This is a genomic window from Taibaiella helva, from assembly GCF_003545695.1.
GTDB classification, from domain to species: domain Bacteria; phylum Bacteroidota; class Bacteroidia; order Chitinophagales; family Chitinophagaceae; genus Taibaiella; species Taibaiella helva.
In genome coordinates, this window is record NZ_QUZZ01000004.1 from 244,142 (window position 1) to 269,165 (window position 25,024).

Annotated in this window: 29 protein-coding genes; 17 read left to right on the forward strand and 12 right to left on the reverse strand. The window is 50.3% G+C overall.

The genetic code is table 11. The annotated features are described in order from the left end of the window. Positions 1 to 215: 215 nt before the first annotated feature. Complete coding sequence (locus tag DZC79_RS08865) at positions 216 to 1,487, reverse strand: DUF2130 domain-containing protein (RefSeq protein ID WP_118951203.1); 1,272 nt, start codon at positions 1,485 to 1,487, stop codon at positions 216 to 218. A gap of 111 nt (positions 1,488 to 1,598) precedes the next feature. On the opposite strand from DZC79_RS08865, the gene coaD reads away from it, so the two are divergent. Together coaD and DZC79_RS08875 are read left to right on the forward strand one after the other, a co-directional pair. Continuing rightward, a complete protein-coding gene (gene coaD / locus DZC79_RS08870; RefSeq protein ID WP_118951491.1) occupies positions 1,599 to 2,057 on the forward strand; it encodes a pantetheine-phosphate adenylyltransferase in 459 nt (152 codons plus the stop codon). Between the two features lie 4 nt (positions 2,058 to 2,061). Beyond that, positions 2,062 to 2,811: a DUF4184 family protein gene (locus DZC79_RS08875; RefSeq protein WP_118951204.1), complete on the forward strand. Its 750-nt coding sequence runs from the start codon at positions 2,062 to 2,064 to the stop codon at positions 2,809 to 2,811. Positions 2,812 to 2,820: 9 nt separating this feature from the next. On the opposite strand, the gene DZC79_RS08880 is transcribed toward DZC79_RS08875, so the two are convergent. Continuing rightward, positions 2,821 to 3,459, reverse strand: a complete 639-nt coding sequence (locus DZC79_RS08880; RefSeq protein ID WP_118951205.1) for an NUDIX hydrolase — start codon at positions 3,457 to 3,459, stop codon at positions 2,821 to 2,823. Between the two features lie 124 nt (positions 3,460 to 3,583). On the opposite strand from DZC79_RS08880, the gene pyrE reads away from it, so the two are divergent. After that, a complete protein-coding gene (pyrE, locus tag DZC79_RS08885) occupies positions 3,584 to 4,213 on the forward strand; it encodes an orotate phosphoribosyltransferase (RefSeq protein ID WP_118951206.1) in 630 nt (209 codons plus the stop codon). A gap of 100 nt (positions 4,214 to 4,313) precedes the next feature. On the opposite strand, the gene rpsP is transcribed toward pyrE, so the two are convergent. Both rpsP and panC read right to left on the reverse strand, forming a co-directional pair. After that, complete coding sequence (gene rpsP / locus DZC79_RS21770) at positions 4,314 to 4,844, reverse strand: 30S ribosomal protein S16 (RefSeq protein ID WP_118951207.1); 531 nt, start codon at positions 4,842 to 4,844, stop codon at positions 4,314 to 4,316. 134 nt (positions 4,845 to 4,978) lie between these two features. Continuing rightward, positions 4,979 to 5,857, reverse strand: a complete 879-nt coding sequence (panC, locus tag DZC79_RS08895; RefSeq protein ID WP_232831794.1) for a pantoate--beta-alanine ligase — start codon at positions 5,855 to 5,857, stop codon at positions 4,979 to 4,981. Between the two features lie 202 nt (positions 5,858 to 6,059). Here panC and DZC79_RS08900 point away from each other — a divergent pair, with 202 nt between their 5' ends. The 6 genes from DZC79_RS08900 to rplS all read left to right on the forward strand — a co-directional run bounded on the left by DZC79_RS08900 (position 6,060) and on the right by rplS (position 11,352). After that, on the forward strand, positions 6,060 to 6,887 hold the full coding sequence (locus tag DZC79_RS08900; RefSeq protein WP_118951208.1) for a glycogen/starch synthase: 828 nt from the start codon (positions 6,060 to 6,062) through the stop codon (positions 6,885 to 6,887). Positions 6,888 to 6,976: 89 nt separating this feature from the next. Then, positions 6,977 to 8,320: a DUF4270 domain-containing protein gene (locus tag DZC79_RS08905; RefSeq protein ID WP_262607301.1), complete on the forward strand. Its 1,344-nt coding sequence runs from the start codon at positions 6,977 to 6,979 to the stop codon at positions 8,318 to 8,320. Positions 8,321 to 8,332: 12 nt separating this feature from the next. Continuing rightward, positions 8,333 to 10,174 carry a glutamine--fructose-6-phosphate transaminase (isomerizing) gene (glmS, locus tag DZC79_RS08910; RefSeq protein ID WP_118951210.1) on the forward strand — a complete coding sequence of 614 codons (1,842 nt, stop codon included), beginning with the start codon at positions 8,333 to 8,335 and terminating at the stop codon, positions 10,172 to 10,174. Between the two features lie 163 nt (positions 10,175 to 10,337). Continuing rightward, the gene (gene rpmI / locus DZC79_RS08915) at positions 10,338 to 10,535 is read left to right on the forward strand and encodes a 50S ribosomal protein L35 (RefSeq protein ID WP_118951211.1); all 198 of its coding nucleotides are present in this window, start codon (positions 10,338 to 10,340) and stop codon (positions 10,533 to 10,535) included. Positions 10,536 to 10,588: 53 nt separating this feature from the next. Further along, positions 10,589 to 10,933, forward strand: coding sequence for a 50S ribosomal protein L20 (rplT, locus tag DZC79_RS08920; protein WP_118951212.1), 345 nt, complete (start codon positions 10,589 to 10,591; stop codon positions 10,931 to 10,933). 59 nt (positions 10,934 to 10,992) lie between these two features. Further along, complete coding sequence (rplS, locus tag DZC79_RS08925) at positions 10,993 to 11,352, forward strand: 50S ribosomal protein L19 (protein WP_118951213.1); 360 nt, start codon at positions 10,993 to 10,995, stop codon at positions 11,350 to 11,352. Positions 11,353 to 11,942: 590 nt separating this feature from the next. Here the strand turns inward: rplS and rpsT are convergent. The 3 genes from rpsT to DZC79_RS08940 form a co-directional block, all read right to left on the reverse strand. Then, a complete protein-coding gene (rpsT, locus tag DZC79_RS08930) occupies positions 11,943 to 12,197 on the reverse strand; it encodes a 30S ribosomal protein S20 (protein ID WP_118951214.1) in 255 nt (84 codons plus the stop codon). Between the two features lie 77 nt (positions 12,198 to 12,274). Beyond that, positions 12,275 to 13,537 (reverse strand): lytic transglycosylase domain-containing protein, encoded by a 1,263-nt coding sequence (locus DZC79_RS08935; RefSeq protein ID WP_118951215.1) that lies wholly within the window; start codon positions 13,535 to 13,537, stop codon positions 12,275 to 12,277. 169 nt (positions 13,538 to 13,706) lie between these two features. Next, positions 13,707 to 13,964: a Sec-independent protein translocase subunit TatA/TatB gene (locus DZC79_RS08940; RefSeq protein WP_232831796.1), complete on the reverse strand. Its 258-nt coding sequence runs from the start codon at positions 13,962 to 13,964 to the stop codon at positions 13,707 to 13,709. A gap of 246 nt (positions 13,965 to 14,210) precedes the next feature. Here DZC79_RS08940 and DZC79_RS08945 point away from each other — a divergent pair, with 246 nt between their 5' ends. Genes DZC79_RS08945 through DZC79_RS08955 form a run of 3 tightly spaced genes read left to right on the forward strand, consistent with a single transcriptional unit; the run spans position 14,211 to position 15,635 of the window. Next, positions 14,211 to 14,510 (forward strand): hypothetical protein, encoded by a 300-nt coding sequence (locus DZC79_RS08945; protein WP_118951217.1) that lies wholly within the window; start codon positions 14,211 to 14,213, stop codon positions 14,508 to 14,510. A 12-nt stretch (positions 14,511 to 14,522) separates the two neighbouring features. Next, positions 14,523 to 14,747 (forward strand): hypothetical protein, encoded by a 225-nt coding sequence (locus tag DZC79_RS08950; RefSeq protein WP_118951218.1) that lies wholly within the window; start codon positions 14,523 to 14,525, stop codon positions 14,745 to 14,747. Between the two features lie 54 nt (positions 14,748 to 14,801). Beyond that, positions 14,802 to 15,635 carry a DUF4846 domain-containing protein gene (locus DZC79_RS08955; RefSeq protein WP_118951493.1) on the forward strand — a complete coding sequence of 278 codons (834 nt, stop codon included), beginning with the start codon at positions 14,802 to 14,804 and terminating at the stop codon, positions 15,633 to 15,635. On the opposite strand, the gene DZC79_RS21155 is transcribed toward DZC79_RS08955, so the two are convergent. From DZC79_RS21155 to kbl, 4 genes are all read right to left on the reverse strand, one after another. After that, positions 15,622 to 15,882 (reverse strand): hypothetical protein, encoded by a 261-nt coding sequence (locus DZC79_RS21155; RefSeq protein ID WP_157977024.1) that lies wholly within the window; start codon positions 15,880 to 15,882, stop codon positions 15,622 to 15,624. The genes DZC79_RS08955 and DZC79_RS21155 overlap by 14 nt on opposite strands. A 13-nt stretch (positions 15,883 to 15,895) precedes the next feature. Then, positions 15,896 to 17,095 carry a thiolase family protein gene (locus DZC79_RS08960; RefSeq protein WP_118951219.1) on the reverse strand — a complete coding sequence of 400 codons (1,200 nt, stop codon included), beginning with the start codon at positions 17,093 to 17,095 and terminating at the stop codon, positions 15,896 to 15,898. 87 nt (positions 17,096 to 17,182) lie between these two features. Then, a complete protein-coding gene (locus DZC79_RS08965; RefSeq protein WP_118951220.1) occupies positions 17,183 to 17,737 on the reverse strand; it encodes a DUF4468 domain-containing protein in 555 nt (184 codons plus the stop codon). A gap of 39 nt (positions 17,738 to 17,776) precedes the next feature. After that, complete coding sequence (gene kbl / locus DZC79_RS08970) at positions 17,777 to 18,967, reverse strand: glycine C-acetyltransferase (protein WP_118951221.1); 1,191 nt, start codon at positions 18,965 to 18,967, stop codon at positions 17,777 to 17,779. Between the two features lie 176 nt (positions 18,968 to 19,143). On the opposite strand from kbl, the gene DZC79_RS08975 reads away from it, so the two are divergent. The 3 genes from DZC79_RS08975 to gldA are packed head-to-tail and all read left to right on the forward strand — an operon-like array spanning position 19,144 to position 21,663. After that, a complete protein-coding gene (locus DZC79_RS08975) occupies positions 19,144 to 19,815 on the forward strand; it encodes a hypothetical protein (protein ID WP_157977025.1) in 672 nt (223 codons plus the stop codon). Positions 19,816 to 19,868: 53 nt separating this feature from the next. Continuing rightward, on the forward strand, positions 19,869 to 20,720 hold the full coding sequence (gene ypfJ, locus DZC79_RS08980) for a KPN_02809 family neutral zinc metallopeptidase (RefSeq protein WP_118951223.1): 852 nt from the start codon (positions 19,869 to 19,871) through the stop codon (positions 20,718 to 20,720). Positions 20,721 to 20,751: 31 nt separating this feature from the next. Beyond that, positions 20,752 to 21,663 (forward strand): gliding motility-associated ABC transporter ATP-binding subunit GldA, encoded by a 912-nt coding sequence (gene gldA / locus DZC79_RS08985; protein WP_118951224.1) that lies wholly within the window; start codon positions 20,752 to 20,754, stop codon positions 21,661 to 21,663. Positions 21,664 to 22,015: 352 nt separating this feature from the next. Here the strand turns inward: gldA and fabD are convergent, their stop codons facing one another. Continuing rightward, positions 22,016 to 22,897: an ACP S-malonyltransferase gene (gene fabD / locus DZC79_RS08990; protein ID WP_118951225.1), complete on the reverse strand. Its 882-nt coding sequence runs from the start codon at positions 22,895 to 22,897 to the stop codon at positions 22,016 to 22,018. Positions 22,898 to 23,134: 237 nt separating this feature from the next. Between fabD and DZC79_RS08995 the strand changes: the two genes are divergently transcribed. Both DZC79_RS08995 and DZC79_RS09005 read left to right on the forward strand, forming a co-directional pair. After that, on the forward strand, positions 23,135 to 23,812 hold the full coding sequence (locus DZC79_RS08995; RefSeq protein WP_118951494.1) for a metal-dependent hydrolase: 678 nt from the start codon (positions 23,135 to 23,137) through the stop codon (positions 23,810 to 23,812). A 357-nt stretch (positions 23,813 to 24,169) separates the two neighbouring features. Beyond that, positions 24,170 to 24,994 (forward strand): ParA family protein, encoded by an 825-nt coding sequence (locus tag DZC79_RS09005; RefSeq protein WP_118951227.1) that lies wholly within the window; start codon positions 24,170 to 24,172, stop codon positions 24,992 to 24,994. The last annotated feature ends 30 nt before the right edge of the window (positions 24,995 to 25,024 follow it).

Consider the following 25,024-nt stretch of genomic DNA (forward strand, 5'->3'; position numbering starts at 1 on the left):
TCGTTGCTTTACTTTTTTGAAATAATAAGGTTACCGCTTATAGTGACAACAAGCACCTGCTTTCCGGGACATTTTTTTGCTTTATTCTTATGGTGTCTTTCCGGCCTTGCCAGAATTGTTTTCAGACCAGCCAGAAAAGCATCAAAGCGTGCAAGATGCAGCCCAATGAGACACTGTCAACATAGAGCCATTATTCCCCTTTCTTTAGGGAAAGATTATTCAAGCAGCTCCGCATCGCCTTCATCGAGCAGGTTCAGGTTTACCGAATCGGCGCCGGCAATACCTTCTACGCTTCCTCTGATGTGGGCGGCATTCAGCAGCACTTTCTCCAGCTGCTTTTCCCTCGCTTTCCAGAGGCGCTCCATCGCATCGCGCTCTTTTTGTATGCTCAGCTTCATATTGAGGAAGCCTTCACGTATAGCTTTCCATTGCTCTCCGAATTCGTGGCCTGTGAGATAGTCGTACAGCATCACCATTTTGTCTCCCTTGTTCTCACCGCTTTTCCTTGTTTCCGCTACTTTCAGCAAACCGTTGCGCAACAGCAGGGCCACGCTGCGCACCTCGGCAAAAGAGCAGATATACACACCGTCCTTTTCGCCGAAGCGGTCCATATCGCGGGGAAAGGCTTGCGTCACGATCACGGCTATATCGGCGCCCAGCTGGCGCATATCGGCTTTCAGCTTTTCGATCCAGTCGATGGCGAATTCCTTCGTCCGTTTGCTCTCGTAAATAATCTTACCGGCTTCCTGTCCGTAGTGATTGCGCACCACCTGGATACAATCGGCGCCACGCACGCCTTTGCCCACCTCGCTTACCTGGTCGAAGGGAAAGGTCGATTGCAGCAGCTCTTCCAGTAACAGCTCCTGCACTTCGCCCTGCAGCTGCATGCTGCCCTGCTCGGCTTTACGCTTCATTTCGTCCACCAGCTTTTTCTGGTCTTCGATCTGCTTTTCCAGCTCACGGGTACGGAGCTGGTATTCCTGGTCCTTCACCTGCATACGCTCGGCCTGCTCGGCCTGCAGCTGCTCTTTCAGGCGTTCGCGTTCCTGGATCAGCTGACGCTGCAGCTGCAGTTCCAGCTCTTCTTCCTTATCTTTCAGCGCCTTTTCCCGCTGCAGGTATTCAAGCTCTTTTTTGCGGGCTTCCTTCAACTTTTCTTCATTCTCCTCGGCCGACTGCTGCAGCACCTTCAATTGTGTTTCATAATCCGACGACAATTTTTTGCGCACCTGCTCTTCCAGCTGCACCTGCTGCATTTTCAGCTCGTTGTCCAGCTGCTGCCGGAAGAGCGTTTCCTGCTGTTCCTGCATTTTGCGGAATTCATCGTCCTTCCGCTGCGCCTCCTCTTCCTTCTGCTTTTTATAATCGAGCATCTGCTTGCGCAGCACCTGCTTCTCTTTTTCAATATTTTCCTTCAGCTCATCGTTCAATGCTTCTTCCAGCGGGAATTCGGAGCCGCAGCTGGGGCATTTGATCATCGTTGCCATACCTCAAAAATTTTGTGTGCCAAATTACAAAAGGAAATCGACATGCTTTGGCGGAGCATCGTGCCGGATAAAAAAGGAATTCTTACCTTGCAGACTTCAAACCCAACCTTCATGCAACGTATCTGCGTGTTTCCAGGCTCTTTCGATCCCGTTACCAAGGGACATATCGATATTATCCAACGTTCCATAGCCCTGTTCGACAAAATAGTGATCGGCGTAGGTATCAACTCCAACAAACAACCCATGTTCAGCGCTGAACAAAGAGTAGGCTGGATACGCGAGATATTTAAGGAAGATCCCCGCATTGAAGTGTCTGCCTACGAAGGCCTTACCGTCAACTTTTGCAAAAGCGTAGGCGCCAATTTTATTCTTCGCGGAGTCCGTTATGTAAGCGATTTCGAATATGAAAAAGCGATCGCCGATATGAACCGTATGCTGGAACCCGGGCTGGAAACGGTCTTCCTGACCAGCTCCCCGGAATTCTCAACAGTATCGTCCACGCTGGTGCGGGATGTGATCCGTAACCACGGCAAGGTCGATATGTTTATTCCCGAGGCAGTGAAATGGTAGTCTCGTGCCCTTCACCTTTGCACATCCGGCGATCGTATTGCCTTTGGGTCGCTTCCCGCCGAAATATGTATCACTCACAGGATTAATAGCCGGGAGTATGGTGCCCGATGCAGAATATTTTATCCGCTTCCGGGTGCTCAGCATTTACAGCCATAGCCTGGCAGGGGTATTCTGGTTCGATCTGCCGTTGGCCCTGTTGTGCGCTTTCCTGTTCCATCTTATCGTCCGGGATCCGCTGATCCATCACCTGCCGCCTTTGCTGCGTCGAAGGCTCAAGGCATATCTATCTTTTGACTGGGCCCGGTATTTCTGCATACGCTGGTATATCGTTATTCTTTCGACCCTGCCGGGCGCTATTTCTCATCTGGCATGGGATGGGTTTACGCATGCCGGCGGGTATTTTGTGCAACACTGGCCGTGGCTTGGTGTAATCGTGAACTTTGGGAATGTAGCCCTACCAGCATATAAGCTACTACAGCATGGAAGCAGCGTTGCCGGTTTGCTCGTGATCGCCTGGTGTTTGCTGCATCTTCCTGTTCTTACGCCACAATGGGATGGGGATACCGCCATATATTACTGGCCGGGCATAGGCCTTTTGACGATAGCTATTGTAACTATGCGCCTCCTCGCAGCGCAGGGGAATCTAGCGGCAGGTCATGTCATCGTTTCTTTTATTGCAGCCTTTTTGATAGCGCTGCTGCTGGTTTCGGTCCTGACACGCAAAAGGCGCACCGGGTATGAAGGGACGAGGTAATGCGGCGGCTTACTGCCAGCGCTTACCCGATTCAAAAAGGATTTCCTTGATGGCTTCGTAAGAATGATGCACATAGCTGCCGAGCTTCTTTTCGGCTACCCAGCGGGCTTCCAGGATATTCTCCTCTTTTTGCGGATACAGTTCAAAGGCCTTGTCGGTCTTCATATGGTACCAATGCGTGGTCTTCAGCAATTCGGTGCCCCCCTGGTCGTAGACATGGTAGGTCTCGCAGATCTTGTCGCCGAGATTGAGCTTAGGCAGACCTGTTTCTTCGATCACTTCCCTTACGGCACAGTCTTCAATGGCCTCGCCGTCGTCGCGTTTTCCTTTGGGCAGGTCCCACTTACCTCTGCGGTAGATCATGAGCACGCCACCTTCGGGATTGCTAACCACACCACCTGCAGCTTCAATAGGCTCATAAGTACTGTTCAGCTCCCGGATCAGCGCGTCTACCGATATATCTTCGATAATAACGCCCAGGCTGACCAGGCCGGCCAGGTGTTTTTTGGCCTGCCTGAAATTACGGGGAAAGGCGCCGGTGAGCAAAAGATAGCCTGCGGCAATGGGATGATCGGCAATGTATTGACCGGCTGAATTGGTAAGGATCAAGGGCCGGTTGTTGATATATATTTTACGGGAGAAGTGCATGGATTACGGTCGGTATCTGGATAGAAGGCGATGGATCGCCTCCCGCGAAGGTAGCAAATGAAGCAGCTAAAAAAAATAATAAATAATCGCAACCCTGCCGGATAAAGCTGTAAGTTTGCGCCTCATGAGTACAGCTTCCCTTTTTGCAGAAAAACTGCTCCACATCAAGGCATTAAAAATAATGCCCGACCAGCCCTTTACCTGGGCTTCCGGCTGGAAGTCGCCGGTATATTGCGACAACCGTAAGATCCTTAGCTATCCTCATGTGAGGGATTATGTCAAGAGTGAATTGGCCAATACCATCATGGAACACTTTCCTGATGCTGAGGCGCTGGCCGGTGTGGCTACTGCGGGTATTCCCCACGGCGCCCTGGCTGCCGACCTGCTACGCCTTCCTTTTGTTTATGTGCGCAGCAAGCCCAAAGAACATGGTCTCAGCAACCAGATCGAGGGTGTCCTGACGGCAGGTCAGAAAGTGGTGGTGATCGAAGACCTGGTATCGACCGGTATGAGCAGCCTGGAAGCAGTGGAAGCGCTGCGCCATGCCGGCGCCGAAGTGATCGGTATGTGCGCGTTGTTTACTTATGGCTTCCCCCAGGCTGCAGAAGCCTTCGAAAAAGCGGGGGTAAAGCTGATTACGCTCAGCAATTACAATGCGCTCATTGAAGTAGCCGAGACCCAGGGCATCGTTCAGGCTGCCGATCTGGATAAGCTGGCGCAGTGGCGCCTGTCGCCTGCCGCCTGGGGCCGGTAATTCTTAAGAAAAGAAACAACAGGGCCTCCAACCCATAGCCAATATAAAAGCGGAACTACAGCTGTAGTTCCGCTCTCTTTTTGATTTACCTTCAAGGAGATTAACCTTCCTGGTTTGCTTCTTCGGCAGGAGCTGCTTCGTCATTACCTTCGGCAGGCGCTTCAGCTTGTGCAGCAGCAGTTGCGGCGGCTTTAGCAGCATTCTTCTCTTCTACGCGACGTACAGATTCCTGGGCAACGCTGTGACGTTTTTCCTGCTTGTGCTTGCGGTGCGCTTCTTCACGCTTGGCAACCAGCTGCTCGTGCTCAGCATTCCACTTTTCAAATTTTTCGTTTGCTGTCTTTTCATCAAACAGACCAAGAGACACGCCACGCATGAGGTGCTTCATATACAGCACGCCTTTGAAAGAAAGGATGCGGCGAACGGTATTGGTCGGTTGTGCACCTTTATGCAGCCAATCCAGTGCTCTTTCGTTGTTGATACGGATTGTAGCCGGAACAGTAAGCGGGTTGTAAGTACCCAGCTTCTCGATGAATTTACCATCGCGGGGAGAGGTGCTGTTTGCTGCTACAATGAAATAGAACGGGCGTTTTTTGGACCCGTGGCGTTGCATTCTGAGTTTAACCGCCATAGAAATGGAAATTGTTTTTGAGTAAAAAAATAAATTTTGGATTGCGAAGTTAACTCTATTTTTTTGAAAATGAGTTTGTGAAAGCGAAATAATTCCTGCGTCCTTAACATTTTTTAACGATAAGCCCCTTCCTTTTACAAGACCAGGTTATCGATCAGTCTTATTTCACCGATATAAGCGGCGATAAGGGCTACCATTTTCCTCGAAGGGTCGTAATCGGGCAGCAGCTCGAGGGTAGCAGCATCGGCCAGCTCGATATAGTCGGGCCGGAAGCCTTTATGGATCAGCAGTTCACGGCATTCCTTCTGCACAACGGAGAAGGATTGCATTCCTTTTTTGGACTGGATGGATACCAGGCATTGGTAGATGAGTCCGGCCAGGCTACGCTGCGTTTCGGTAAGCCTGCGGTTGCGGGAGCTCATGGCCAGGCCATCGGGCTCCCGGGTGGTGGGCACGCTTTCCAGGGTTACGTCCAGGTGGCGTATATCGATGAGGCGCCGCAGCACAGCCACCTGCTGAAAATCTTTTTGTCCCAGGTAAAGCTTATGCGGCTTTACGATGCGCAGCAGCCGTTCTACCACCTGCGCCACACCCTGAAAATGGCCTGGCCGGTAAGCACCTTCCAGCACACTTTCCAGGTAGCCCAGGTCGTAGGGCTCTTGGATATCGCGGCCATCGGGATATACTTCCGCTACATCTGGCAGGAACAACACATCACAGGCGGCTTCTGTGAGCAGGGCGATATCCTGCTCGGTGGTACGGGGATATTTTTCCAGGTCAGCGGCGTTGTTGAACTGGGTGGGATTGACAAAGATGCTGCATACCGTAAGGGCAGGTACCTGCTGCGCTGCTTTCAGCAGGGAAAGATGCCCTTTGTGCAGCGCACCCATAGTCGGCACGAAGGCAATGATCTTTCCCTGGGCCCGCTGAGCATCCAGGTAGGCTGCAATATCTTTTACTGTTTTGAAAATGAACATAATGAAATAAATAAAATCGTACAGCGGCAAGGCCATGAAAGGCCTCTTTGCGACAAGGTTTCCGTTATTTTATAATAATTACGTACCTTTGCCGCCAAACCTACGGGAAAATGACGGGATTTTTCTGTTTTCACAGGAAAGATTTTTCAGGAAAAAGCCGTGTTTTCCCGACGCGCGCAGGATTTTTTTATTCAAGCAAAGACAACTAAACTTTCTTCAGGAAACAATCAACTTGTTCATGTCAGTACAAAGTAAGAAGCGCATACTCATTATCACCAACGAGCTATCCCCTTATCTTGAAATTACCGATTTTGCCCATATCCTTAATAAGCTTTCTGTAAAAACCTTTGACTCCGGTATGGAGATCAGGGTGATTATGCCCCGCTTTGGCATTATCAATGAGCGCAGGCATCGCTTGCATGAGGTGGTAAGGCTTTCGGGCATCAACGTGGTAGTAGATAAGGACGACCATCCGCTCCTGATTAAAGTAGCGTCGCTGCCCAATGCCCGTCTGCAGGTATATTTCATGGACAACGAAGACTTCTTTAAGCGGAAAGCTGTTTTTCGCGATGAGCATGAGCATTTCTTCGACGACAATACCGAACGGCTGATCTTTTTCTGCAAAAGCGCGCTGGAGATCGTTAAAAAATTCGGCTGGCCTCCCGACGTGATCCACTGCCACGGCTGGATGACTTCCCTGATCCCGATGTTCCTGAAGACCTCTTATAAAAAGGAACCCGTTTTTGCCCATTCGAAGTCGATCTACACTGCTCAGAAAGAGCAATTTCCCGAGTCGCTGGGCGCCGATTTCCTCAAAATGGTCATGAACAGCGCCGCATTGAAAGACAAAGATGTGGAGCCCTATAATAAAAGCAACAACGAAGCGTTAATTTATGGAGCCTGTAAATATGCCGATGTGATTATCCACGGCGAAGAAGGGCTGAACAAAGAGATCGTTTCTGAATTCAAACCCGGGAAAGGAAAAAAGGTAATCCCTTACAACCCGGACTGGATGGAGAATACCGAACCGCTTTTCGAGCTTTACCAGAATCTATCCCAGGACTAAATTATTGATCACAACAGAAACAGAAATCGTTGAAGACCACATTCTATAAAAATTTAAAAGCCTTTACGCTCTGTGCAGGCTTTTTTTCATTGGCGGCCTGTAAGGAAAAAAGTATCGTAAAACCCGACCTTATTCCGCCCGTGGATAACATACACACTTTCGAGGTCAAGGATTTTAACATGACCGTGAATAATCTGTATTACGACTCCATCTGGACGAACGACAAGGACTACCGGATTGTCAGCATCGGCGCCCTCAGCAACGATCCGTTCTTTGGCAAGACGCAGGCAGGCCTTTATATCCAGTTTCTTCCGCCCTCCGAAGGCTTTGCCTTTCCTACGGGCACTATTATCGACTCTGCCCTCGTATCGCTGCCGTTCAATAATTTCAAGTATGCTGATACCGCAAGCAACAGCACACTCAGCCTGAAAGCCTATGAGATTACCGATCCTTTTGCCCTGGGCGACGGCACCCGCAAGTACTATGCTTTCAACAGGGTAAGCTACAAGCCGACGGCAATCGGCGCCAAGACCTTTACCCTGAAATCGCTGAGGGATACTGTTCCCGTATTCAGGACGGATACTATAGGCGGCCTGCTGCGCATGCGGCTGAGCGACGCCTTCTGCGAGCAATTCCGCAGCATGCCGGCCTCCGCCACAGCAACCAACGCCAGTTTCCTGGATTTCTTCAGGGGCATTTACCTGGGCCCGGATTCTACTGTGCAGCAAAATACGATAGCTTCATTTGCCCTTGCCGGCGCCAGTACCAATCTTTTATACTCGGGCGCACAGATGGAATTCTTTTATCACACATCAACCAACGATACGGTGAAGCGGGCGCTGTTCCCGTACAATAGTCTGCTGTGCTCCTTCTTTAACGGTATTTATCACAATTATACCGGCGCCCCGGTGCAAGCTTACCTATCCAACCAGCAGGCATCGCGGGACTCTGTGGTCCTGCAGGGCTATCCCGGCTTCCGTTCCGATATTACTGTTCCTATCGACCCAGCTGCAATTCCGCCCTCCATCATCAACAAAGCCACCCTTACGATGACGGTGCTTAAGGTGGGCGACGATGCCCGCTTCAGCGCTCCGCCGCAGCTCATTATCCGGGGGGTAAACGACAATGGCCAGGAAAGACCTATTGCCGACCTGCTCAACGGCGATGATTCCACGACCAATACATCCGGCGCAGCCTTCGTAGGTGCTACTGCTTTCCCGGTGCTGATCGGCGGAAGCACCTATTTACGCTATACATTCAACATACCCCGGGAGTTCCAGAAAGCCGTTTCTGCCGGCCAGACACAGCTAAAGCTGCGCCTGATCGTACCGACAGCTTACCAGGGTGCTTACCGCCTTGTAGCTGACGGCCCGCGGAGCGCCAATACTGATACCCGGCTCAGCTTTAATGTTATTTATACTAAACTCAATTAAGACCATTATACTATGTGTGGTATCGTTGGCTATGTAGGCCCCAGAGAAGCCTACCCTATTCTGATAAAAGGATTACAAAGACTGGAATACCGCGGCTACGACAGCGCCGGTGTTATCATGCTGCAATCCGGCGACTTCAACCTGTATAAAAAAGCAGGTAAGGTAAAGAACCTGCAACAGTATGCCGAGGAGCATGATATCCTGGGCAATATCGGCATCGGGCACACCCGCTGGGCTACACATGGTGTCCCCAACGATACCAATGCACATCCCCATGTTTCTAATTCAGGCCGCTTTGCCATCATCCACAACGGTATCATCGAGAACTATGCTTCGCTCAAAGAGCAGCTGAAGAAAAGGGGTTACACCTTCCATTCGGATACCGATACCGAGGTGCTCATCAACCTTATTGAAGAGGTGCAGAAGCAGGAACAGGTAGCGCTTGAAGATGCTGTACGAATCGCGCTGAATGAAGTGGTAGGCGCCTACGCTATTGTGATCATCGACCGCGAAGACAGCGACTGCCTTATCGCAGCACGCAAAGGCAGCCCCCTGGTCGTAGGCGTTGGTAAAGATGAGTTCTTTATCGCTTCAGATGCTTCCCCCATTATCGAGTACACGAAAAATGTGGTGTACCTCGACGACCAGGAGTATGTGGTGGTGAACCGCAATGGGAGAATGCAGATCAGGACCCTGGGCAATATTGAAAAAACACCGTTCATTGAAGAGCTGGAAATGGATCTTGAAGCCATTGAAAAAGGAGGCTTCGACCATTTTATGCTCAAGGAGATCTATGAGCAGCCCAAAGTGATCGCTGATGCGGTAAGAGGCCGTATGAGCGCAGAAGAAGGCTGGATCAGGCTGGGCGGCGTATCGGAATACATCAACAGGATCAATCAGGCCAAACGTTTTATTATTACGGCCTGCGGCACTTCTTACCATGCCGGCTTGCTGGGCGAATACCTGCTCGAAGAGCTGAGCCGGGTACCGGTAGAGGTTGAATATGCCTCCGAGTTCCGGTACCGCAATCCTATCATTACAGAAAATGACGTGGTGCTGGCGATCTCCCAATCGGGCGAAACCGCCGATACCCTGGCCGCAATCGAGCTCGCCAAGGAGCGCCAGGCATTGATCTACGGCATTTGCAATGTGATCGGCTCCTCTATAGCCCGCGCTACCCATGCCGGCTCCTATACGCATGCCGGCCCCGAGATCGGCGTCGCTTCCACCAAGGCTTTTTCAACGCAGGTGGTCATCCTGACCCTGCTGTCGCTGCAGATCGCGCAGCATAAAGGCACAATCTCTACTTCTTACCTGCGCCAGGTGCTGTATGAGCTGAAAAACATACCAGAAAAGATTAAGCAAACATTGAAGCTGGATAAGCAGATACAGGAGATCGCCGCTAAGTTCAAAGATGCCAGCAATTTTCTCTACCTGGGCCGCGGCGTCAACTTCCCTGTTGCCCTCGAAGGTGCTCTGAAGCTGAAAGAGATCTCGTATATCCACGCCGAAGGCTATCCTGCGGCCGAAATGAAGCATGGTCCCATTGCCCTTATTGACGACCAGATGCCGGTAGTGGTGCTTGCGACCAATGCCAGCGCCCACGATAAAATCGTATCCAATATCCAGGAAGTAAAGGCCCGCAACGGTAAAGTGATCGCAGTGGTCAACGAAGGCGACCTGGAGATCGCTTCCCTGGCCGATTACACGATAGAAATACCAGTGACTGAAGAAATACTGAGCCCCTTGCTTACGGTAGTTCCCCTGCAGCTGCTTTCGTACCATATTGCGCTGATGCGCGGCACCAATGTAGACCAGCCCCGCAACCTGGCCAAATCGGTCACCGTAGAGTAAGAAAAGAATTGCTATTTCATTTTATACCAGCGGGGTATTTCTCTGAAATACCCCGCTGATGTTTGTGGGGAGATTGATCAGGAAATAAATATTTCAAATATTTTTCCATTTTTCACCTCTGATTTGTTTTTTTATTTACCTTTGCACTCCCAAATTAGATATCATGCCAAAAGTAAAAACACACTCAAGGGCTAAAAAAACGTTTAAAGTTACCGGTACAGGTAAAATTACCCGCCGTAAAGCGTTCCGTAAGCACCTTTTGACAAAGAAATCGGCCAAACGCAGGCGTAGCCTTGACGGTTCCGTGTTTGTACACAGTGCAAACCTGAAGCTGGTTAAGCGTATGCTGAACATGCGCTAAGCAGCAATGCTCCTGTAGAAGCAAGTAGTTATTTCATTTAAAAACAATAAATTATGCCACGTTCAGTAAACGCCGTAGCCTCACGCGCGAGAAGAAAAAAGATTCTTAAGCAAGCGAAAGGATTCTATGGCAAACGCAAAAACGTCTATACGGTTGCCAAAAACGTATTAGAAAAAGGCCTTGGTTACAAATATGTAGGCCGGAAATTAAAGAAACGCGAATACCGCACACTGTGGATCGCCCGTATCAACGCTGCTGTTCGCGAAGAAGGCCTGAGCTATTCCGTATTTATGAATAAGCTGAATCAGAAAGGCATTGCGCTGAACCGCAAAGTACTGGCCGATCTGGCGATGAATGAGCCGGAAAGCTTTAAAAAACTGGTTGCTGAAGTAAAATAGCTTAGCGCCGCTACTGTCCTTTGGACAGCAATTATATCATATTAGAAAAATCATTTCCGATGGAAGCTATTGCATTTGTACACGAGCAATTCAATACAAAAAAAGAATTCCCGTCTTTTAAAGCTGGTGACAATATCACCGTAAACTACAAGATTGTAGAAGGTGCCAAAGAGCGTATCCAGTCGTTCAAAGGTGACGTAATTAAGCGCCAGGGCCAGGGTGGTACCCAAACGTTCACTGTCCGTAAGATATCCGACGGCGTAGGCGTAGAACGTTTGTTCCCCCTTTATTCTCCCAATATCGAGTCAATCGTTGTTAATAAACGTGGCCGTGTACGTCGTGCCAAGCTTTACTATCAGCGTGAACGCTTTGGTAAATCTGCCCGTATCAAGGAGAAAAAGCAAGCCACAGCTAAATAATTTTATCTCAACGGCATTAACTTTATGCCCGGAGCCCCGCAGCAATTCCTGCGGGGCTTTAGCTTTTGGGGCTGGCAAGGCTTCATGTAGTAAACCGTATCAGCAGAGTAACAAGATAATAGTGTCCGGGCCAGCGCACCATTTATACTCAGCTCTTTCCGGTCCTGTGCGACCGGAAGATTTGTAGCTTTCCGCAATGGAACTCCGTAAGAGCCGAACCTTTATAGCACCGCCCAGAATCAACATAAATTGCTCCGCAGGAGCAAAATCAGGGCTGCTAAGAAAATACAGATCCAGCCGCTGTTCAGGCCGTTGCATGCCCTAACCGGCCAAGCCTGCCCCTCCTTGTTTACCCTCCCCGTAGGTCGCGCAATGTGAACAATAATTCCTATTAAGGGATATTGCTCGCCTGCCTTAAAAGAAAGATATTTCTTTAATGACGTCGGCACGCTGTTGATACCAGCAGTTTTCGGCCGCTTACGCAACTCTGCCACATTGCGCTGCGGAGGAAGGCGAAATAAGCAACAACACAAAAAGACAGCAACCTTTGAGGCTGCTGTCTTTTCAATATGGTTATTTGCACCAAGGCCTTAAGCCAGGGTTGCTACTTTCTTTGCCAGCTGGGATTTCAAATTGCTCGCTTTGTTCTTGTGGATAACATTGCGCTTAGCCAATTTGTCAATCATAGAAATTACTTTAGGAAGCTGCTCCTCAGCTGCGCCTTTCTCTGTAATTTTCAACATTTCACGGATCGCGTTACGGGTTGTTTTACCATAGTAACGGTTACGGTCACGGCGCTTCAAACTTTGACGAGCATCCTTTTTTGTAGCTTTATGATTTGCCATTTTTACTAATTATCTTTTGTGTTCTTTATTTAAGGACTGCAAAGGTATGAAAAGATTATTAATTCTAAAACTTTTTTTTAGTACTGAACTTTTGCGGAAGCTTTTTCCATAGCGTCCAGCTTTTCGAGGAAAACATCCAGCCTGTCCTTGGGAATACGGAAGTTGTAGACATTACCAGTTTTGTAAGTTTCCAGGTAATCAAAATAGTCGTAGTTCCAGCGGCCCAGCTGGCGACGATCAGTTTCCAGCATCTGGGATACCACCTCCAGATCCAGCGGCGCTTTGATACGCACAATAGCCATTCTTTTCACTTCATCTTCGGTAAACTTGGACAACAGGGGATTGGCGGCTTTTTTCACCTTAGCTCCGGATCCGCTTACATTCAGCGAGCTCCAGTCGAAATTGCTGGGTATGCCCGGCAGCAGAAAATGATTCAGGCGCTCCATAATCGTAGCCGTGGCAACAAAGGCCAGCACGTGGTTCTGTGTTTCTTTGGGCAGATAAGATTTGATCGACCAAAAGTCTTCTTTGCCGGTACGCTTCATAGCATTGATCACCGGGCGCGGGCCACTGTTATAGGCGGCAACCACCAGCAGCCAGTCATCCAACTGATCATAAAGATAGCTGAGGTATTTGGCAGCGGCATGTGTTGATTTGGAAAGATCGGTACGTTCATCGCGGCGGCCATTGACAGAAAGCCCCATCAACCGGGCGGTGGACTCCATAAACTGCCAGTAGCCTACAGCGCCTACAGGGGATCGGGCGTTCTTATTCAGCGCCGATTCGATCACGGCGAGGTATTTCAGCTCTTTGGGAATAGAGTGTGATCTCAGCACCCGGTCGATCACTTCAAAAGTGGAGGCGCCTCTGCCGCTTACGTGGTTCAGGCGGTCGCCGAAGTTGGTCATATACTTCTTTACATAGTCGACCATATAGCCGTTCATGTTGCCGAAGTAATCTGTTTCGCCGGCGAGGGGAACTGATTTGAATTTATCGTTTACCTCCATTATCCTGTCAAGAGGGCGGGCGGCGGCAGGAGCCAACGCCAGCTTGGGCGCCTTGGGCAGGTCTGTTTTCACACCGCTGTTCTCGTCATCTTTTCCCCGGGCAATTTTAGTCCTGGCGTCCTGGTTAATGCTGATCACTTTACCATTACCGTTCATGGTAAATGGCATCGGCTTAATGCTATCTGCTGCGCCCGGCCGGCCAACCAACCTGGTTTCTCCGGCTTCTCTCATCGCGATCTTCTTACCGTCCGTATTTCCCTTGCGGGATACCTGAGCGATAAGGCTCAATGGTGACAATATCCATACTGCACACAAAAGTGATTTCCATTGCATGGGCTAATCGTTATTGTTTTAGCGGTTACACATGCAACCGGATCTTTCTTGAAAAAACCGGCTGTTTACATCTTAAATCGGAAATAATTCCGACAGGTAGGCTTCACAAAATAATAATAATAATTTTATTTTGCTATAGCTAAAAACAGAAAATTTCTGATGGTGCTGGTTAAGCGTTGGTTTGCTGCTGGTTAGCAGGAATGTTGGTGCTGTTGGAAGAAGGAGTTTCTTTCATACCGCTTTCAATCTCTTTTTTGATACCATCTTTGGCATCATTGAATTCGCGGATGCCTTTACCAATGCCCTTCGCCAGTTCAGGTATTTTCTTGCCGCCAAATAATATGATCACAACCAGTACAATCCACAACCACTCCATACCACTGGGCATAGACAATAACATCGGGAAGTTCATTGATGAAATAGCCATTAAAAAGAATTTATTAAATGAAGCAATAAAGCAAAGATAGTTTTTTTTGCCTAACTGCCATCCCTTATTCTCTTACTTTAACGCTTGATTGAGGAAAAAAATCCACAGCACAGGACCACAACCCTGGCTATTTCTCAACTATAAAACTACTTTTTTTATATAGATTTTTTTCTCCCAGGAAGTGTTTTTCACTTTTAATTCCGCTATTTTTGCACACCTTTAACCTATTTTGAAATAAAACATACAATGAAACCCTACACTATTATCCTGCTGGCGCTTTTTTCCGCAATGTCGGGTATGGCCAATAACCGCAGTGTGATTGACAATGAGCAATTGCTACGTCAGTACCTGGAACAGTCCCAATTCTCCATCGACACGGGGGCACAGGCGGTAGTATTGTACGAGAAAGGCAGCAGCTATATACCTACATCCGCGAACACGATTACTATACCGGAATGGAATTTTCAGGGCAACTATCCTAAGCTGTGTACGGAATACGAAGGGCTATGCCCGGCTTCATCATTTATAATGTGCTGGAGCGGGTAAATGTAGGAATGTTTGAAGCGTAAAAGAACAAAGAGCAGGAAACCTGCGAAGCCTGCTTTTGCCGAATACCGGATCAAACTGGAAAAGACGGGCAATAAAATGTCGCTCATCAGGGAATATGAGCAAAACGAAGGCGTATATGATGCTGCGGACTTTGAGCAATACCAGGAGATGTACCGCACCATCAACGCAGAAAAAGAAAACCTCAATATCGTACTGCTGAATAAAACCTCCTGATGAGGATTTTATGGAAAAAAGCTGGTCATACGTCTTTATTGAAATGAGATGCGTATGCCGGCTTTGTGTTTATTTCTGGCGCTCTGGCTGGGCGCCTGCAATACCCTATCCGATCCGCAATCGCCGGTATCCCCCGCTCCGCCGGCACCCGTAGTTCCTGCCAGGGTAGGCGATATCCCACTACCTTCCGGTTATGTCAGGATAAAGGCAGGGCCGCATAGCTATGCAGCTTTCCTTCGCATGCTTCTCCTGAAGAAGGACAGGACCGTGTACCTGTACAATGGCCACAGGAAGCACAACCAACGGGCACAATACGCTGTGCTGGCCCTTGACGTAGGCGACAAGGACCTGCAGCAATGTGCCGATGCCGTCATGCGCCTGCGCGCGGAATATTTGTTGGAACAGCAGCAGCCTGGCGCTATCGCTTTCCGCTTCAGCAATGGCTTCCTTTGCGATTACCAGCATTATGCCGAAGGTTATCGCCTGTCGGTCAAAGATAATCGATGCGCCTGGGTAAAGCAGCAGCCTGCAGATCGCTCCTATCAAGGCTTCCGCCGGTACCTCGACCTGGTCTACAGCTATGCCGGCACCCGGTCGCTGTACAGCCAGCTAAAACCGGTTCCTTTTGCATCTCTCACTTCCGGGCAGGTGCTGATACAGACCGGTGAGCCTTACGGGCATGCCGTGACGGTAATGGATATGGCCCATCATCCCGGCACAGGTGATACGATCTTCCTGCTGTCGCAGAGCTATATGCCGGCGCAGGACATTCATATCCTGCGCAATCCCATGGATCCGAAGCTTTCGCCCTGGTATTCGATGCGGGCCGAAGGTGATATCTATACGCCGGAATGGGCCTTTAGGAAAGAAGATCTCAGGGCATTTTAACTGGAGAGAAAAATGAAAAATAATTATTGACTGCAGGTGTAAATGGAACATAATTACTCCCGTTGAGCAGTACAGTGTAAGGAGTAATGCTGGCTTCTCCCGCTCCCTGACTGCAATCTGTATCCTGATCCTCTGCCAACAGGAAAAACAAGAAAATAAAGAGAAAGTTTCCATAACTGGTTCTATCAGGGCAGATAATAAAAAATGAAAAAGCCGCCGGCACCTTTGCCGGCGGCTTCCATTTCACAGGGATAACTCATTTATACCCGCTCGTAGATGATCGCAGCGCCCTGTCCTACCCCGATGCACATCGTAGCCAGGCCATAACGCACCTGGCGGCGCTTCATCTCGTGCAGCAAGGTAGCAGAAATACGGGCGCCGCTGCAGCCCAGAGGGTGGCCCAGCGCGATGGCGCCGCCATTGACGTTTACGATCGCCGGATCGATCTTCAGGTCGCGGATCACCGCCAGCGACTGCGAAGCAAAGGCCTCGTTCAGCTCGGCCAGCCCCAGGTCGTTAATGGTAAGCCCTGCGCGCTTCAAGGCCTTCTCCGTAGCCGGTACAGGGCCTATGCCCATGATGGCCGGATCTACACCGGCGATCGCACGGCTCACGATGCGGGCCAGCGGCTTAAGGTTATATTGCTTCACGGCATGTTCAGAGGCCAGCAGCAATGCTGCCGCGCCATCGTTGATACCGCTGCTGTTGCCGGCCGTTACCGTTCCGTCTTTAATGAACGCGGGCTTCAGCTCGGCAAGCTTTTCCACCGGCGATAAACGCGGGTGCTCGTCTTTTTCAAAGGAGATCGTTTTACCTTTACCCAGCTCGACGGTTACCGGTGCCAGCTCATCGGCAAAGGCTCCGGCATCATGCGCCTTCTGGTATTTATCCTGGCTTTCGAAAGCAAAGCGATCCTGCTCTTCCCGGCTGATGTTCCATTGCTTCGCTACATTCTCGGCAGTCTCTCCCATCGTGTAGGGATGATGCAGGGCCGATAACCTGGGATTGACAAAACGCCAGCCCATGGTGGTATCGAACAGCTGCTGGTTGCGACCGTAGGCGCCTTCTGCCTTGCCCATTACGAAAGGTGCACGGGTCATGCTTTCCACCCCACCGGCGATAAACAGCTCACCTTCGCCGCACTGGATGGCGCGGCTGGCATCCATAATGGCCTGCAACCCCGAGGCGCAAAGCCGGTTCACGGTATTGCCGCCAACAGAGATCGGCAGACCGGCCAGCAGCGCTGACATGCGGGCGACATCACGGTTATCTTCACCGGCCTGGTTGGCTGCACCGGCAATCACATCTTCAATCGCATTGACATCTACTGAAGGATTGCGGGCCACCAGGGCCTTGATTACATGCGCCAGCATATCGTCGGGACGCACGGTGCTTAAAGTGCCGCCATACTTGCCTATCGGCGTACGGACAGCGTCAATTACATATACGTTATTAGACATCAGGTACTAGATGTTAGACTTTAGATATTAGATATTAGACGTCGAACTTCGGCAATTTGCGATCAGGTCTCATGAGCCAGATACTTACTACCAGTTGTCCTTAGCCTTATTACCGCTTTTAATAGCATTCTCCAGCTGGGTAGCCACACTCAGCAGCTTTTCGTTCACTTCCTTGCGGATGTGTTTGGCAGGCTTATTGTTGCGCTGCAGCTGATCGTAGCCCAGCGTTTCGATGATACCGTCGGCGTAAGCCGCCTGGACGGCGATGTTGTCGATAATGATCTTATAGCGGCCCTCCTTGAACATCAGGTTCAGCTTGAAGTTCACGAGACCGTGGGTTATGGCCCAGTTAAAGCCGGAAGCCGCTTTCATCACTACGGTAGCGGTATTGGTAATGCTCAGGTCAGCTTCGTCGAAGCGGATATTGTTATCCTCCGTCTTCATATTCGCGATGATCCAGCTCTTGGCTCTTTTGAACATTTCTTCTTTGCTCACACCTTCTACATTCACCACTTGCTCGTACTGGTAATTGCCGTTCTCGCCCTGCACGACCACCACTTTATAGTCTTCTTCCTTGTCTTTAGCCTGCAGCACAGGTGCGGCAAGCAACAGGGACAATACGACCAATCCTACTTTTTTCATGTTCCGGGATTTATTGTTTTATCGGATATGGATTAAGATTTATTTGATCACGCCCAATTCCTTGCCCACTTTGGTAAAGGCGGCAATGGCTGCGTCGAGGTGATGCTGCTCGTGCCCGGCAGATATCTGCACACGGATACGGGCCTGGCCTTTCGGTACTACGGGGAAGAAGAACCCGATCACATACACGCCTTCTTCCAGCAGGCGGGCGGCCATTTTTTGCGCCAATACGGCATCGTACAGCATGATGGGCGTAATGGGATGCGTACCGGGCTTAATGTCAAAGCCGGCTTCGGTCATTCTGCTGCGGAAGTAGCGGGTGTTGGCTTCCAGCTTATCGCGCAGCTCGGTGGTTTCGCTCAGCATATCCAGCACTGCTATGGAGGCGCCGACTACGGAAGGTGCTACCGTATTGCTGAATAGATAGGGTCGGCTACGCTGGCGCAGCATCTCAACCACTTCTTTCTTACCGCTGGTAAAACCGCCGGAAGCGCCGCCCAGCGCTTTACCCAAAGTTCCGGTAATGATATCTACACGCCCCATAACGCCGCACAGCTCGTGAACGCCACGGCCGGTTTTGCCCATGAAGCCGGAAGAGTGACTTTCGTCGATCATCACGATCGCATCGTACTGATCGGCCAGATCGCAGATCTTGTCCAGCGGGGCAATGGTGCCGTCCATTGAGAATACCGAATCGGTAACGATAAAGCGGGTGCGCGCATCTTTATGCTCGATCAGCCTTTGCTCCAGCTCAGCCAGGTCGCAGTTTTTGTAACGGGCTCTTTTAGCCTTGCACAGTCTTACACCATCGATAATAGAGGCGTGGTTGAGCTCGTCGGAGATGATCACATCCTCTTCTCCCAGCAAGGGTTCAAATACACCGCCGTTGGCATCGAAGCAGGCGACATACAGGATCGTATCTTCCGTACCCAGAAAGGTAGCCAGCTTTTGCTCCAGTTGCTTATGAATGTCCTGCGTACCACAGATAAACCTTACCGAGCTCATACCATAGCCCCTCTCATCAATCGTCTTCTTGGCTGCTTCCAGCACCTTAGGGTGAGAAGAGAGACCCAGGTAGTTATTGGCACAGAAGTTGAGCACTTTTTTGCCGTTCACCATGATCTCGGCGCCTTGCTCGGAATCGATACGGCGTTCGCTCTTAAAAAGACCTGCGGCTTTGATCTCGTCGATTTCGCCCTGAATGCGGGTGTAGAATGATTTGCTGGACATATGTGCTCCTGGTTATTTTTGAATATTTTTTTAGTGGATAAAACAGGTGCAAAGCTAATCAATTACCACAGAGATATGCATATTTCCAGCAAAAGGAATTCCGGTCAAAGTGCTGTTCCCGGAGCCATGTTGCTTCCTTTTCGTATTTTTAGGCCCTTAAATCATTATCTGCGTAAATGTTGCTTCGAAAAATCCTCTTGTCCCTGTGCCTGTGCTCACTAGTCGCAGGTACCTATGGTCAGGAAAAGCTCAGCGAGGGCGTGCTGACCTATGCCCTCACCATCAGCGGAAAAGTGCCTACGCCGGCAAACGAGCCGGCCCTGACAGAAACCAAATCAGGCACGCTCCTGATCTATGTAAAAGATAACTATGTGCGGCAGGATATTAAGCTGGAAGACGGCTACACCTACTCCCGCATCAGCAATTATACCACCGATAAAGACATTATCCTGCAAACGATCAACACGACGCGTTATGCGATCGAAGTGGGCATGAAAGACGAACGGAAAAAGAACATGTCTTTTATGGATGCGACCCTTGAAGCAGGCCGGAACCGTAAAAAGATCGGCGAGCTTGAGGCGCAGGAAGCCACGCTGAAATACAAGAACGGCAGCTCCTTTCCGCTGTATTATGTCGATCAGTATACCCTGGCTCATCCCGAGGTGTTTGAACGCAGCCCGGAGCTGAAAGGTATCCCGGCACAGTTTGATATCCCGGGGAGCAATGGCTTTACTACCCATTTTGAGCTGAAGGCCCTCAGCCTTGAGCCGGTAGCCAATTCGGTATTCCAGGTGCCTGAAGGCTATCGCATCATCAGCAGGAAAGAGTATGAGAAATTAATGCGTTAGTATTGTACATTTGTTCATAGTTTAAGCAACGCACATTCTAAAACCTATTTTCTATGCGCTGGAGAGGCGAACGCGAAAGCGACAACATCGAAGACAGCCGCGGTATGGGCAACGGCGGTAAAGTGGCTATCGGCGGCGGTATCGGCGCCATTATCGTGCTGGTCATCGGCCTGCTTACCGGCAAAGACTTTTCCAGCCTGCTGAGCACCACCCAGGACCCTTCGGTTACCCAATCTGCAAACAACGGACCGCGCGCACCAAGGGCCGACGATTCGACAGCCCAGTTTGTGAGCGTAGTGCTGGCCAGCACTGAAGATGTCTGGAACAAGATCTACCGGGACAACAATATGCAGTACCAGCAGCCCAAGCTGCGCATGTTCGACGATGCCGTACAAAGCGCTTGTGGCAATGCTTCGGCAGCTATGGGGCCGTTTTACTGCCCTGCCGATCAGAAAGTATATATTGATCTTTCCTTTTGCAATGAGCTGAAAGAACGTTTCCGCGCGCCGGGCAATTTTGCCATTGCTTACGTTGTCGCTCACGAGGTGGGCCATCATGTGCAAAACCTGATGGGTATTTCGGAGCAGGTACAGCGCCAGCGCAGCCGGCTGAGCGAAGCCGATTACAATAAGCTGTCTGTGAAGCTGGAGCTGCAGGCCGATTTCCTGGCCGGTGTCTGGGCTTACCATGCCAACCAGATGCGCGGCATCCTGGAACCCGGCGACCTGGAATCGGCGCTCACCGCGGCCAATGCCATCGGCGACGACAAGCTCCAGAAAGAAGCGCAGGGCTACGTGGTACCCGACGCGTTTACGCACGGTACCTCCCAGCAGCGGATGTACTGGTTTAAAAAAGGGTTTGAAAGCGGCAACCTGAACCTGGGCCGTTTCCAGGATATCCGCTAGCAGGCAAGGCCGGCATATTAAAGCAGAAAAAATGTCTATTCAAGCAGAGCATTTAACCAAAGTATTCGGCGAGCAAAAAGCCGTCAATCATATTTCTTTTACCATCGACCATGGCGTAGTCGGCTTCCTCGGACCCAACGGTGCAGGCAAGTCTACCACCATGAAGATGCTGAGCACCTACATCCATCCCAGCTCGGGCAAAGCCCTGGTATGCGGGTATGATGTGGAGCGGCAGTCGATGGAAGTACGGCGCCAGGTTGGCTACCTGCCCGAAAGCAATCCCCTGTACTATGACATGTATGTAAGGGAATACCTCGAATTTGCTGCAGGCATTCATCAGCTGGGCGCCCGAAAAAAAAGCCGCATCGACGAAATGATCGCGATGACCGGTCTGCAAAAGGAGATCAAAAAGAAGATCGGTGCTTTATCAAAAGGATATAAGCAAAGAGTAGGACTGGCCCAGGCGATGATCCACGATCCGAAGGTGCTCATCCTCGATGAGCCGACCAGCGGTCTTGACCCTAACCAGATCATGGATATCCGCGACCTGATCATTACCCTGGGCAAAGACAAGACCGTATTGCTGTCCACACACATCATGCAGGAAGTGCAGGCTATGTGCAGCCGCGTGATCATCATCAATAACGGAACTATCGTGGCTGACGATGCTATCGGTAATATCCAGTCGGCTGAAAAAGCTGCCACCGGTCTGCTGGTCGAATTTGACCAGGATGTTACCGAAGCTGATCTCCGCGCGTTGAAACAGGTACGGCAATTAAAGCAAGTCGGGCAGCAACGCTGGCTGCTGGAAACCACCCAGCCCGAAGCGCTGCGCAAAGAGCTGATGGCCTGGTCGCTGCAAAAAGATATTGCTATCCTCTCCTTGCAAAACAGCAGCCAGTCGCTGGAAGAAGCCTTCCGTGACCTGACCAGAGGCAAATAAATATTTTTCGTACACCCCTGGAATTCCGGCGCAGAAAATGCGCTGCATTGCACAGACATTGTAGAGACACCATTATTATCCCCGCGTTACAGACGTTGCATGCAACGTCTGTAACGATTTTACATTACAATCCTTGTATTGACATCCTCAGGCCATATAGCATTACTTTATGAAGCTTTAAAACGCTGATTTAGGTTGCGCAGCCTTGTGTTCTCCATTGTACAGACGTTGCAAAGCAACGTCTATAACAATTCATATTACTATACGCCCTATAACAAAACCGCCCGAGCAGTTCGCAGCAGGCGGTTTTGTTATATCCTATCGACGACCGGGCATCCAGGTCGTTATATGCTTAATTGATACCGGAGGTAACAGACTCGCGATGAATCTTTTTCACCAGGCCCTGCAGCACATTGCCGGGACCGCATTCAGTAAACTCGGTGGCGCCATCGGCTACCATATGCTCTACGGTCTGTGTCCAGCGTACCGGCGCGGTCAACTGGTTGATCAGGTTGACTTTGATCTGATCCGGATCGGTATAAGGACGGGCATCCACGTTCTGGTACACAGGGCATACCGGCACTTTGAAGTTTGTCTGTTCAATTGCGGCCTTCAGCTCCTGCCGGGCCGGCTCCATCAGGGGTGAGTGAAAAGCGCCTCCTACCTGCAGCACCAGGGCGCGCTTGGCGCCGGCTGCCTTCATCGCCTCGCAGGCTTTGTTGACGCCTTCTATACTGCCGCTGATCACAAGCTGGCCCGGGCAATTGTAATTGGCAGGTACGACAACCTCATCAGTAATACCGGCACAAATCTCTTCTACCTTCGCATCTTCCAGGCCCAGGATAGCCGCCATGGTAGATGGCGTCAGCTCACAGGCCTTCTGCATGGCAGCCGCACGCTGGGCAACGAGCTTCAAACCATCCTCAAAACTCAGCGCTCCCGCGGCAACCAGGGCCGAAAATTCGCCCAGGGAATGCCCGGCAGTCATGTCCGGCTTCAGTTCAGGCGTTACCAGGTAGGCGATCACGGAATGCAGGAATACTGCGGGCTGCGTTACCCTGGTCTGCTTCAGCTCTTCTTCGGTACCGGAGAACATAATATCGGAGATGCGAAAGCCCAGAATATCGTTGGCTTGCTCAAACAGGGCTTTCGCCTCCTCGTTGTTATCATACAGATGTTTGCCCATACCCGGGAACTGCGCTCCCTGTCCGGGAAAAATGTAGGCGTGTTTCATAAGCTCTTTTTCAGATTAAGCCCGCACAAATGACCATTATTTACTATAGATCGTGAACGGGACTGCAATGATACAGTTTCAGGGCAATTCCGCAAAAATTTGCCCTCTTTTGCCTTCTGAAAATTTGTAATTTATCCACAAACACCACAAAATTCATTCTTTGAACGTATTTTTGTAACCCTTAACGGCCCGCCTCCCCCGATGAGACGGGAAAACAAAAAATTCCCAGGAAGAAAGATGAAATTCACATTTTATGGCCATGCTTGTTTTGCTGTGGAAGTTTCCGGCAAGAAGCTGCTCTTCGATCCGTTCATTACGGGAAACGAGCTGGCTAAAAATATCGATATCAATAAGATAGAAGCCGATTATATCCTGGTTTCCCATGGTCACGGCGATCATGTGGGCGACCTGCTCGCCATTGCGAAAAATACCGGTGCAACCGTAATTTCCAATGCAGAAATTACTACCTGGGTAGCGCAGCAAGGATATGAGAAGGTACATCCGATGAATTTCGGCGCACGCGAATTCGACTTCGGCAAGGTACATTACGTGCCGGCACAGCACAGCAGCGGCCTGCCCGATGGCAGCTACGGCGGCAATCCGGGCGGTTTTGTGATCCGTACCAGCGAGATCAGCTTCTATTTTTCAGGCGACACCTGCCTCACGATGGACATGCAGCTCATACCCCGTTATGCGAAGCTGGATGTAGCGATCATGCCCGTCGGCGGTAATTTTACCATGGATGCGGAAGAAGCCGTGATCGCGGCCGACTTTGTACAATGCAATAAAGTAGTGGGTGTCCACTTCGATACTTTTGGTTATATTGTGATCGATCATGACAAGGCCAAAGCGACATTCGCCGCGGCTGGCAAGGAGCTGATCCTGCCGGAGATCGGGAAAACCATAACCTTGTAAATTGAACGATACCACAAAAATGGAACGACCCGCAGCGCAGGATGCGGCTTATCCTTTTTTGTATTATTGCTTGCAGGTATTACCTGGCTATGCTTCAAAGGCGCGGATGCATTATCATCGCCCTCGGTCCGACCAGGCTACCGGAAGAACATCAGGCGCTGACCAGCGCTTTAAAGGCCGGTATGGTCATAGCATCCGTTCTGTTGCCCCTTCTTCTGTGGGCCTTGAACCGGAAAGCTTATGCAGGAAGTGTTCTTAGAGGTATTGTCTTTTTTTGATTGCTGGCAGGTATACTGACCCTGGCCGCAACATGTTTATAGTTTAATATTTAAATATACTCTGAAAGGAGTTGAGTAGATGGCAAAGATAATAGCAATAGCAAACCAGAAAGGCGGTGTGGGAAAGACGACCACGGCGATCAACCTCGCGGCCAGCCTGGCTGTACTGGAATATAAGACCCTGCTGATCGACGCGGATCCGCAGGCCAACAGCACTACGGGCAACGGCTTCGACCTGAAGAATATCCAGGTGAGCCTATACGACTGCATCGTGAACGAGATGCCCGTATCCCAGGCCATGCTGGAAACAGAAACGCCTAACCTGTATCTGCTCCCATCACACCTCGACCTGGTGGGCGCCGAGATCGAGCTGATCAACCATCCCAACCGCGAGCATATCCTGCGGCATGCCCTGGAAAAAGAAGGCAAGGAATTCGATTTTATCATTATCGATTGCTCTCCTTCCCTGGGCCTGATCACCGTGAATGCGCTCACAGCCGCCAACTCGGTGGTGATCCCGGTACAATGCGAGTACTTTGCCCTCGAGGGTCTGGGCAAGCTGCTGAACACGATCAAGATCGTGCAGACCCGCATCAATACCGAACTGCAGATCGAAGGCATCCTGATGACAATGTACGACGGACGCCTGCGCCTCAGCAACCAGGTAGTAGAAGAGATCAAGAACCACTTCGAAGAGCTGGTATTCAATACGATCATTCACCGTAATACCAAGCTGGGTGAAGCGCCCAGCTTTGGCAAGCCGGCACTGATGTACGATACGGAAAGCACAGGTGCTATCAATTACCTCAACCTGGCCAAGGAAATACTGCAAAAGAACAACCTGACCAAGATCAAGAACGAAGACAAAATATTCGAAGCGGACGAGCATGGAACAAACAACTAGTACTGTTGACAAGGGGAAAGAAAACGCGAA

Bases quoted from the DNA above. Each gene is read 5' to 3' on its own strand.
- DZC79_RS08900 (WP_118951208.1), top strand. From the start codon at position 6,060: ATGTCAGTACAAAGTAAGAAGCGCATACTCATTATCACCAACGAGCTA.
- DZC79_RS08995 (WP_118951494.1), top strand. From the start codon at position 23,135: ATGAAATTCACATTTTATGGCCATGCTTGTTTTGCTGTGGAAGTTTCC.
- DZC79_RS08880 (WP_118951205.1), bottom strand. From the start codon at position 3,459: ATGCACTTCTCCCGTAAAATATATATCAACAACCGGCCCTTGATCCTT.
- rpsT (WP_118951214.1), bottom strand. From the start codon at position 12,197: ATGGCAAATCATAAAGCTACAAAAAAGGATGCTCGTCAAAGTTTGAAG.
- kbl (WP_118951221.1), bottom strand. From the start codon at position 18,967: ATGTCCAGCAAATCATTCTACACCCGCATTCAGGGCGAAATCGACGAG.
- DZC79_RS09005 (WP_118951227.1), top strand. From the start codon at position 24,170: ATGGCAAAGATAATAGCAATAGCAAACCAGAAAGGCGGTGTGGGAAAG.
- glmS (WP_118951210.1), top strand. From the start codon at position 8,333: ATGTGTGGTATCGTTGGCTATGTAGGCCCCAGAGAAGCCTACCCTATT.
- gldA (WP_118951224.1), top strand. From the start codon at position 20,752: ATGTCTATTCAAGCAGAGCATTTAACCAAAGTATTCGGCGAGCAAAAA.
- DZC79_RS08960 (WP_118951219.1), bottom strand. From the start codon at position 17,095: ATGTCTAATAACGTATATGTAATTGACGCTGTCCGTACGCCGATAGGC.
- panC (WP_232831794.1), bottom strand. From the start codon at position 5,857: ATGGCCTTGCCGCTGTACGATTTTATTTATTTCATTATGTTCATTTTC.
- DZC79_RS08955 (WP_118951493.1), top strand. From the start codon at position 14,802: ATGCCGGCTTTGTGTTTATTTCTGGCGCTCTGGCTGGGCGCCTGCAAT.
- ypfJ (WP_118951223.1), top strand. From the start codon at position 19,869: ATGCGCTGGAGAGGCGAACGCGAAAGCGACAACATCGAAGACAGCCGC.
- DZC79_RS08975 (WP_157977025.1), top strand. From the start codon at position 19,144: ATGTTGCTTCGAAAAATCCTCTTGTCCCTGTGCCTGTGCTCACTAGTC.
- DZC79_RS08965 (WP_118951220.1), bottom strand. From the start codon at position 17,737: ATGAAAAAAGTAGGATTGGTCGTATTGTCCCTGTTGCTTGCCGCACCT.
- pyrE (WP_118951206.1), top strand. From the start codon at position 3,584: ATGAGTACAGCTTCCCTTTTTGCAGAAAAACTGCTCCACATCAAGGCA.
- DZC79_RS08945 (WP_118951217.1), top strand. From the start codon at position 14,211: ATGAAACCCTACACTATTATCCTGCTGGCGCTTTTTTCCGCAATGTCG.
- fabD (WP_118951225.1), bottom strand. From the start codon at position 22,897: ATGAAACACGCCTACATTTTTCCCGGACAGGGAGCGCAGTTCCCGGGT.
- rpsP (WP_118951207.1), bottom strand. From the start codon at position 4,844: ATGGCGGTTAAACTCAGAATGCAACGCCACGGGTCCAAAAAACGCCCG.
- coaD (WP_118951491.1), top strand. From the start codon at position 1,599: ATGCAACGTATCTGCGTGTTTCCAGGCTCTTTCGATCCCGTTACCAAG.
- DZC79_RS08940 (WP_232831796.1), bottom strand. From the start codon at position 13,964: ATGGCTATTTCATCAATGAACTTCCCGATGTTATTGTCTATGCCCAGT.
- DZC79_RS08865 (WP_118951203.1), bottom strand. From the start codon at position 1,487: ATGGCAACGATGATCAAATGCCCCAGCTGCGGCTCCGAATTCCCGCTG.
- rpmI (WP_118951211.1), top strand. From the start codon at position 10,338: ATGCCAAAAGTAAAAACACACTCAAGGGCTAAAAAAACGTTTAAAGTT.
- DZC79_RS08935 (WP_118951215.1), bottom strand. From the start codon at position 13,537: ATGCAATGGAAATCACTTTTGTGTGCAGTATGGATATTGTCACCATTG.
- rplT (WP_118951212.1), top strand. From the start codon at position 10,589: ATGCCACGTTCAGTAAACGCCGTAGCCTCACGCGCGAGAAGAAAAAAG.
- rplS (WP_118951213.1), top strand. From the start codon at position 10,993: ATGGAAGCTATTGCATTTGTACACGAGCAATTCAATACAAAAAAAGAA.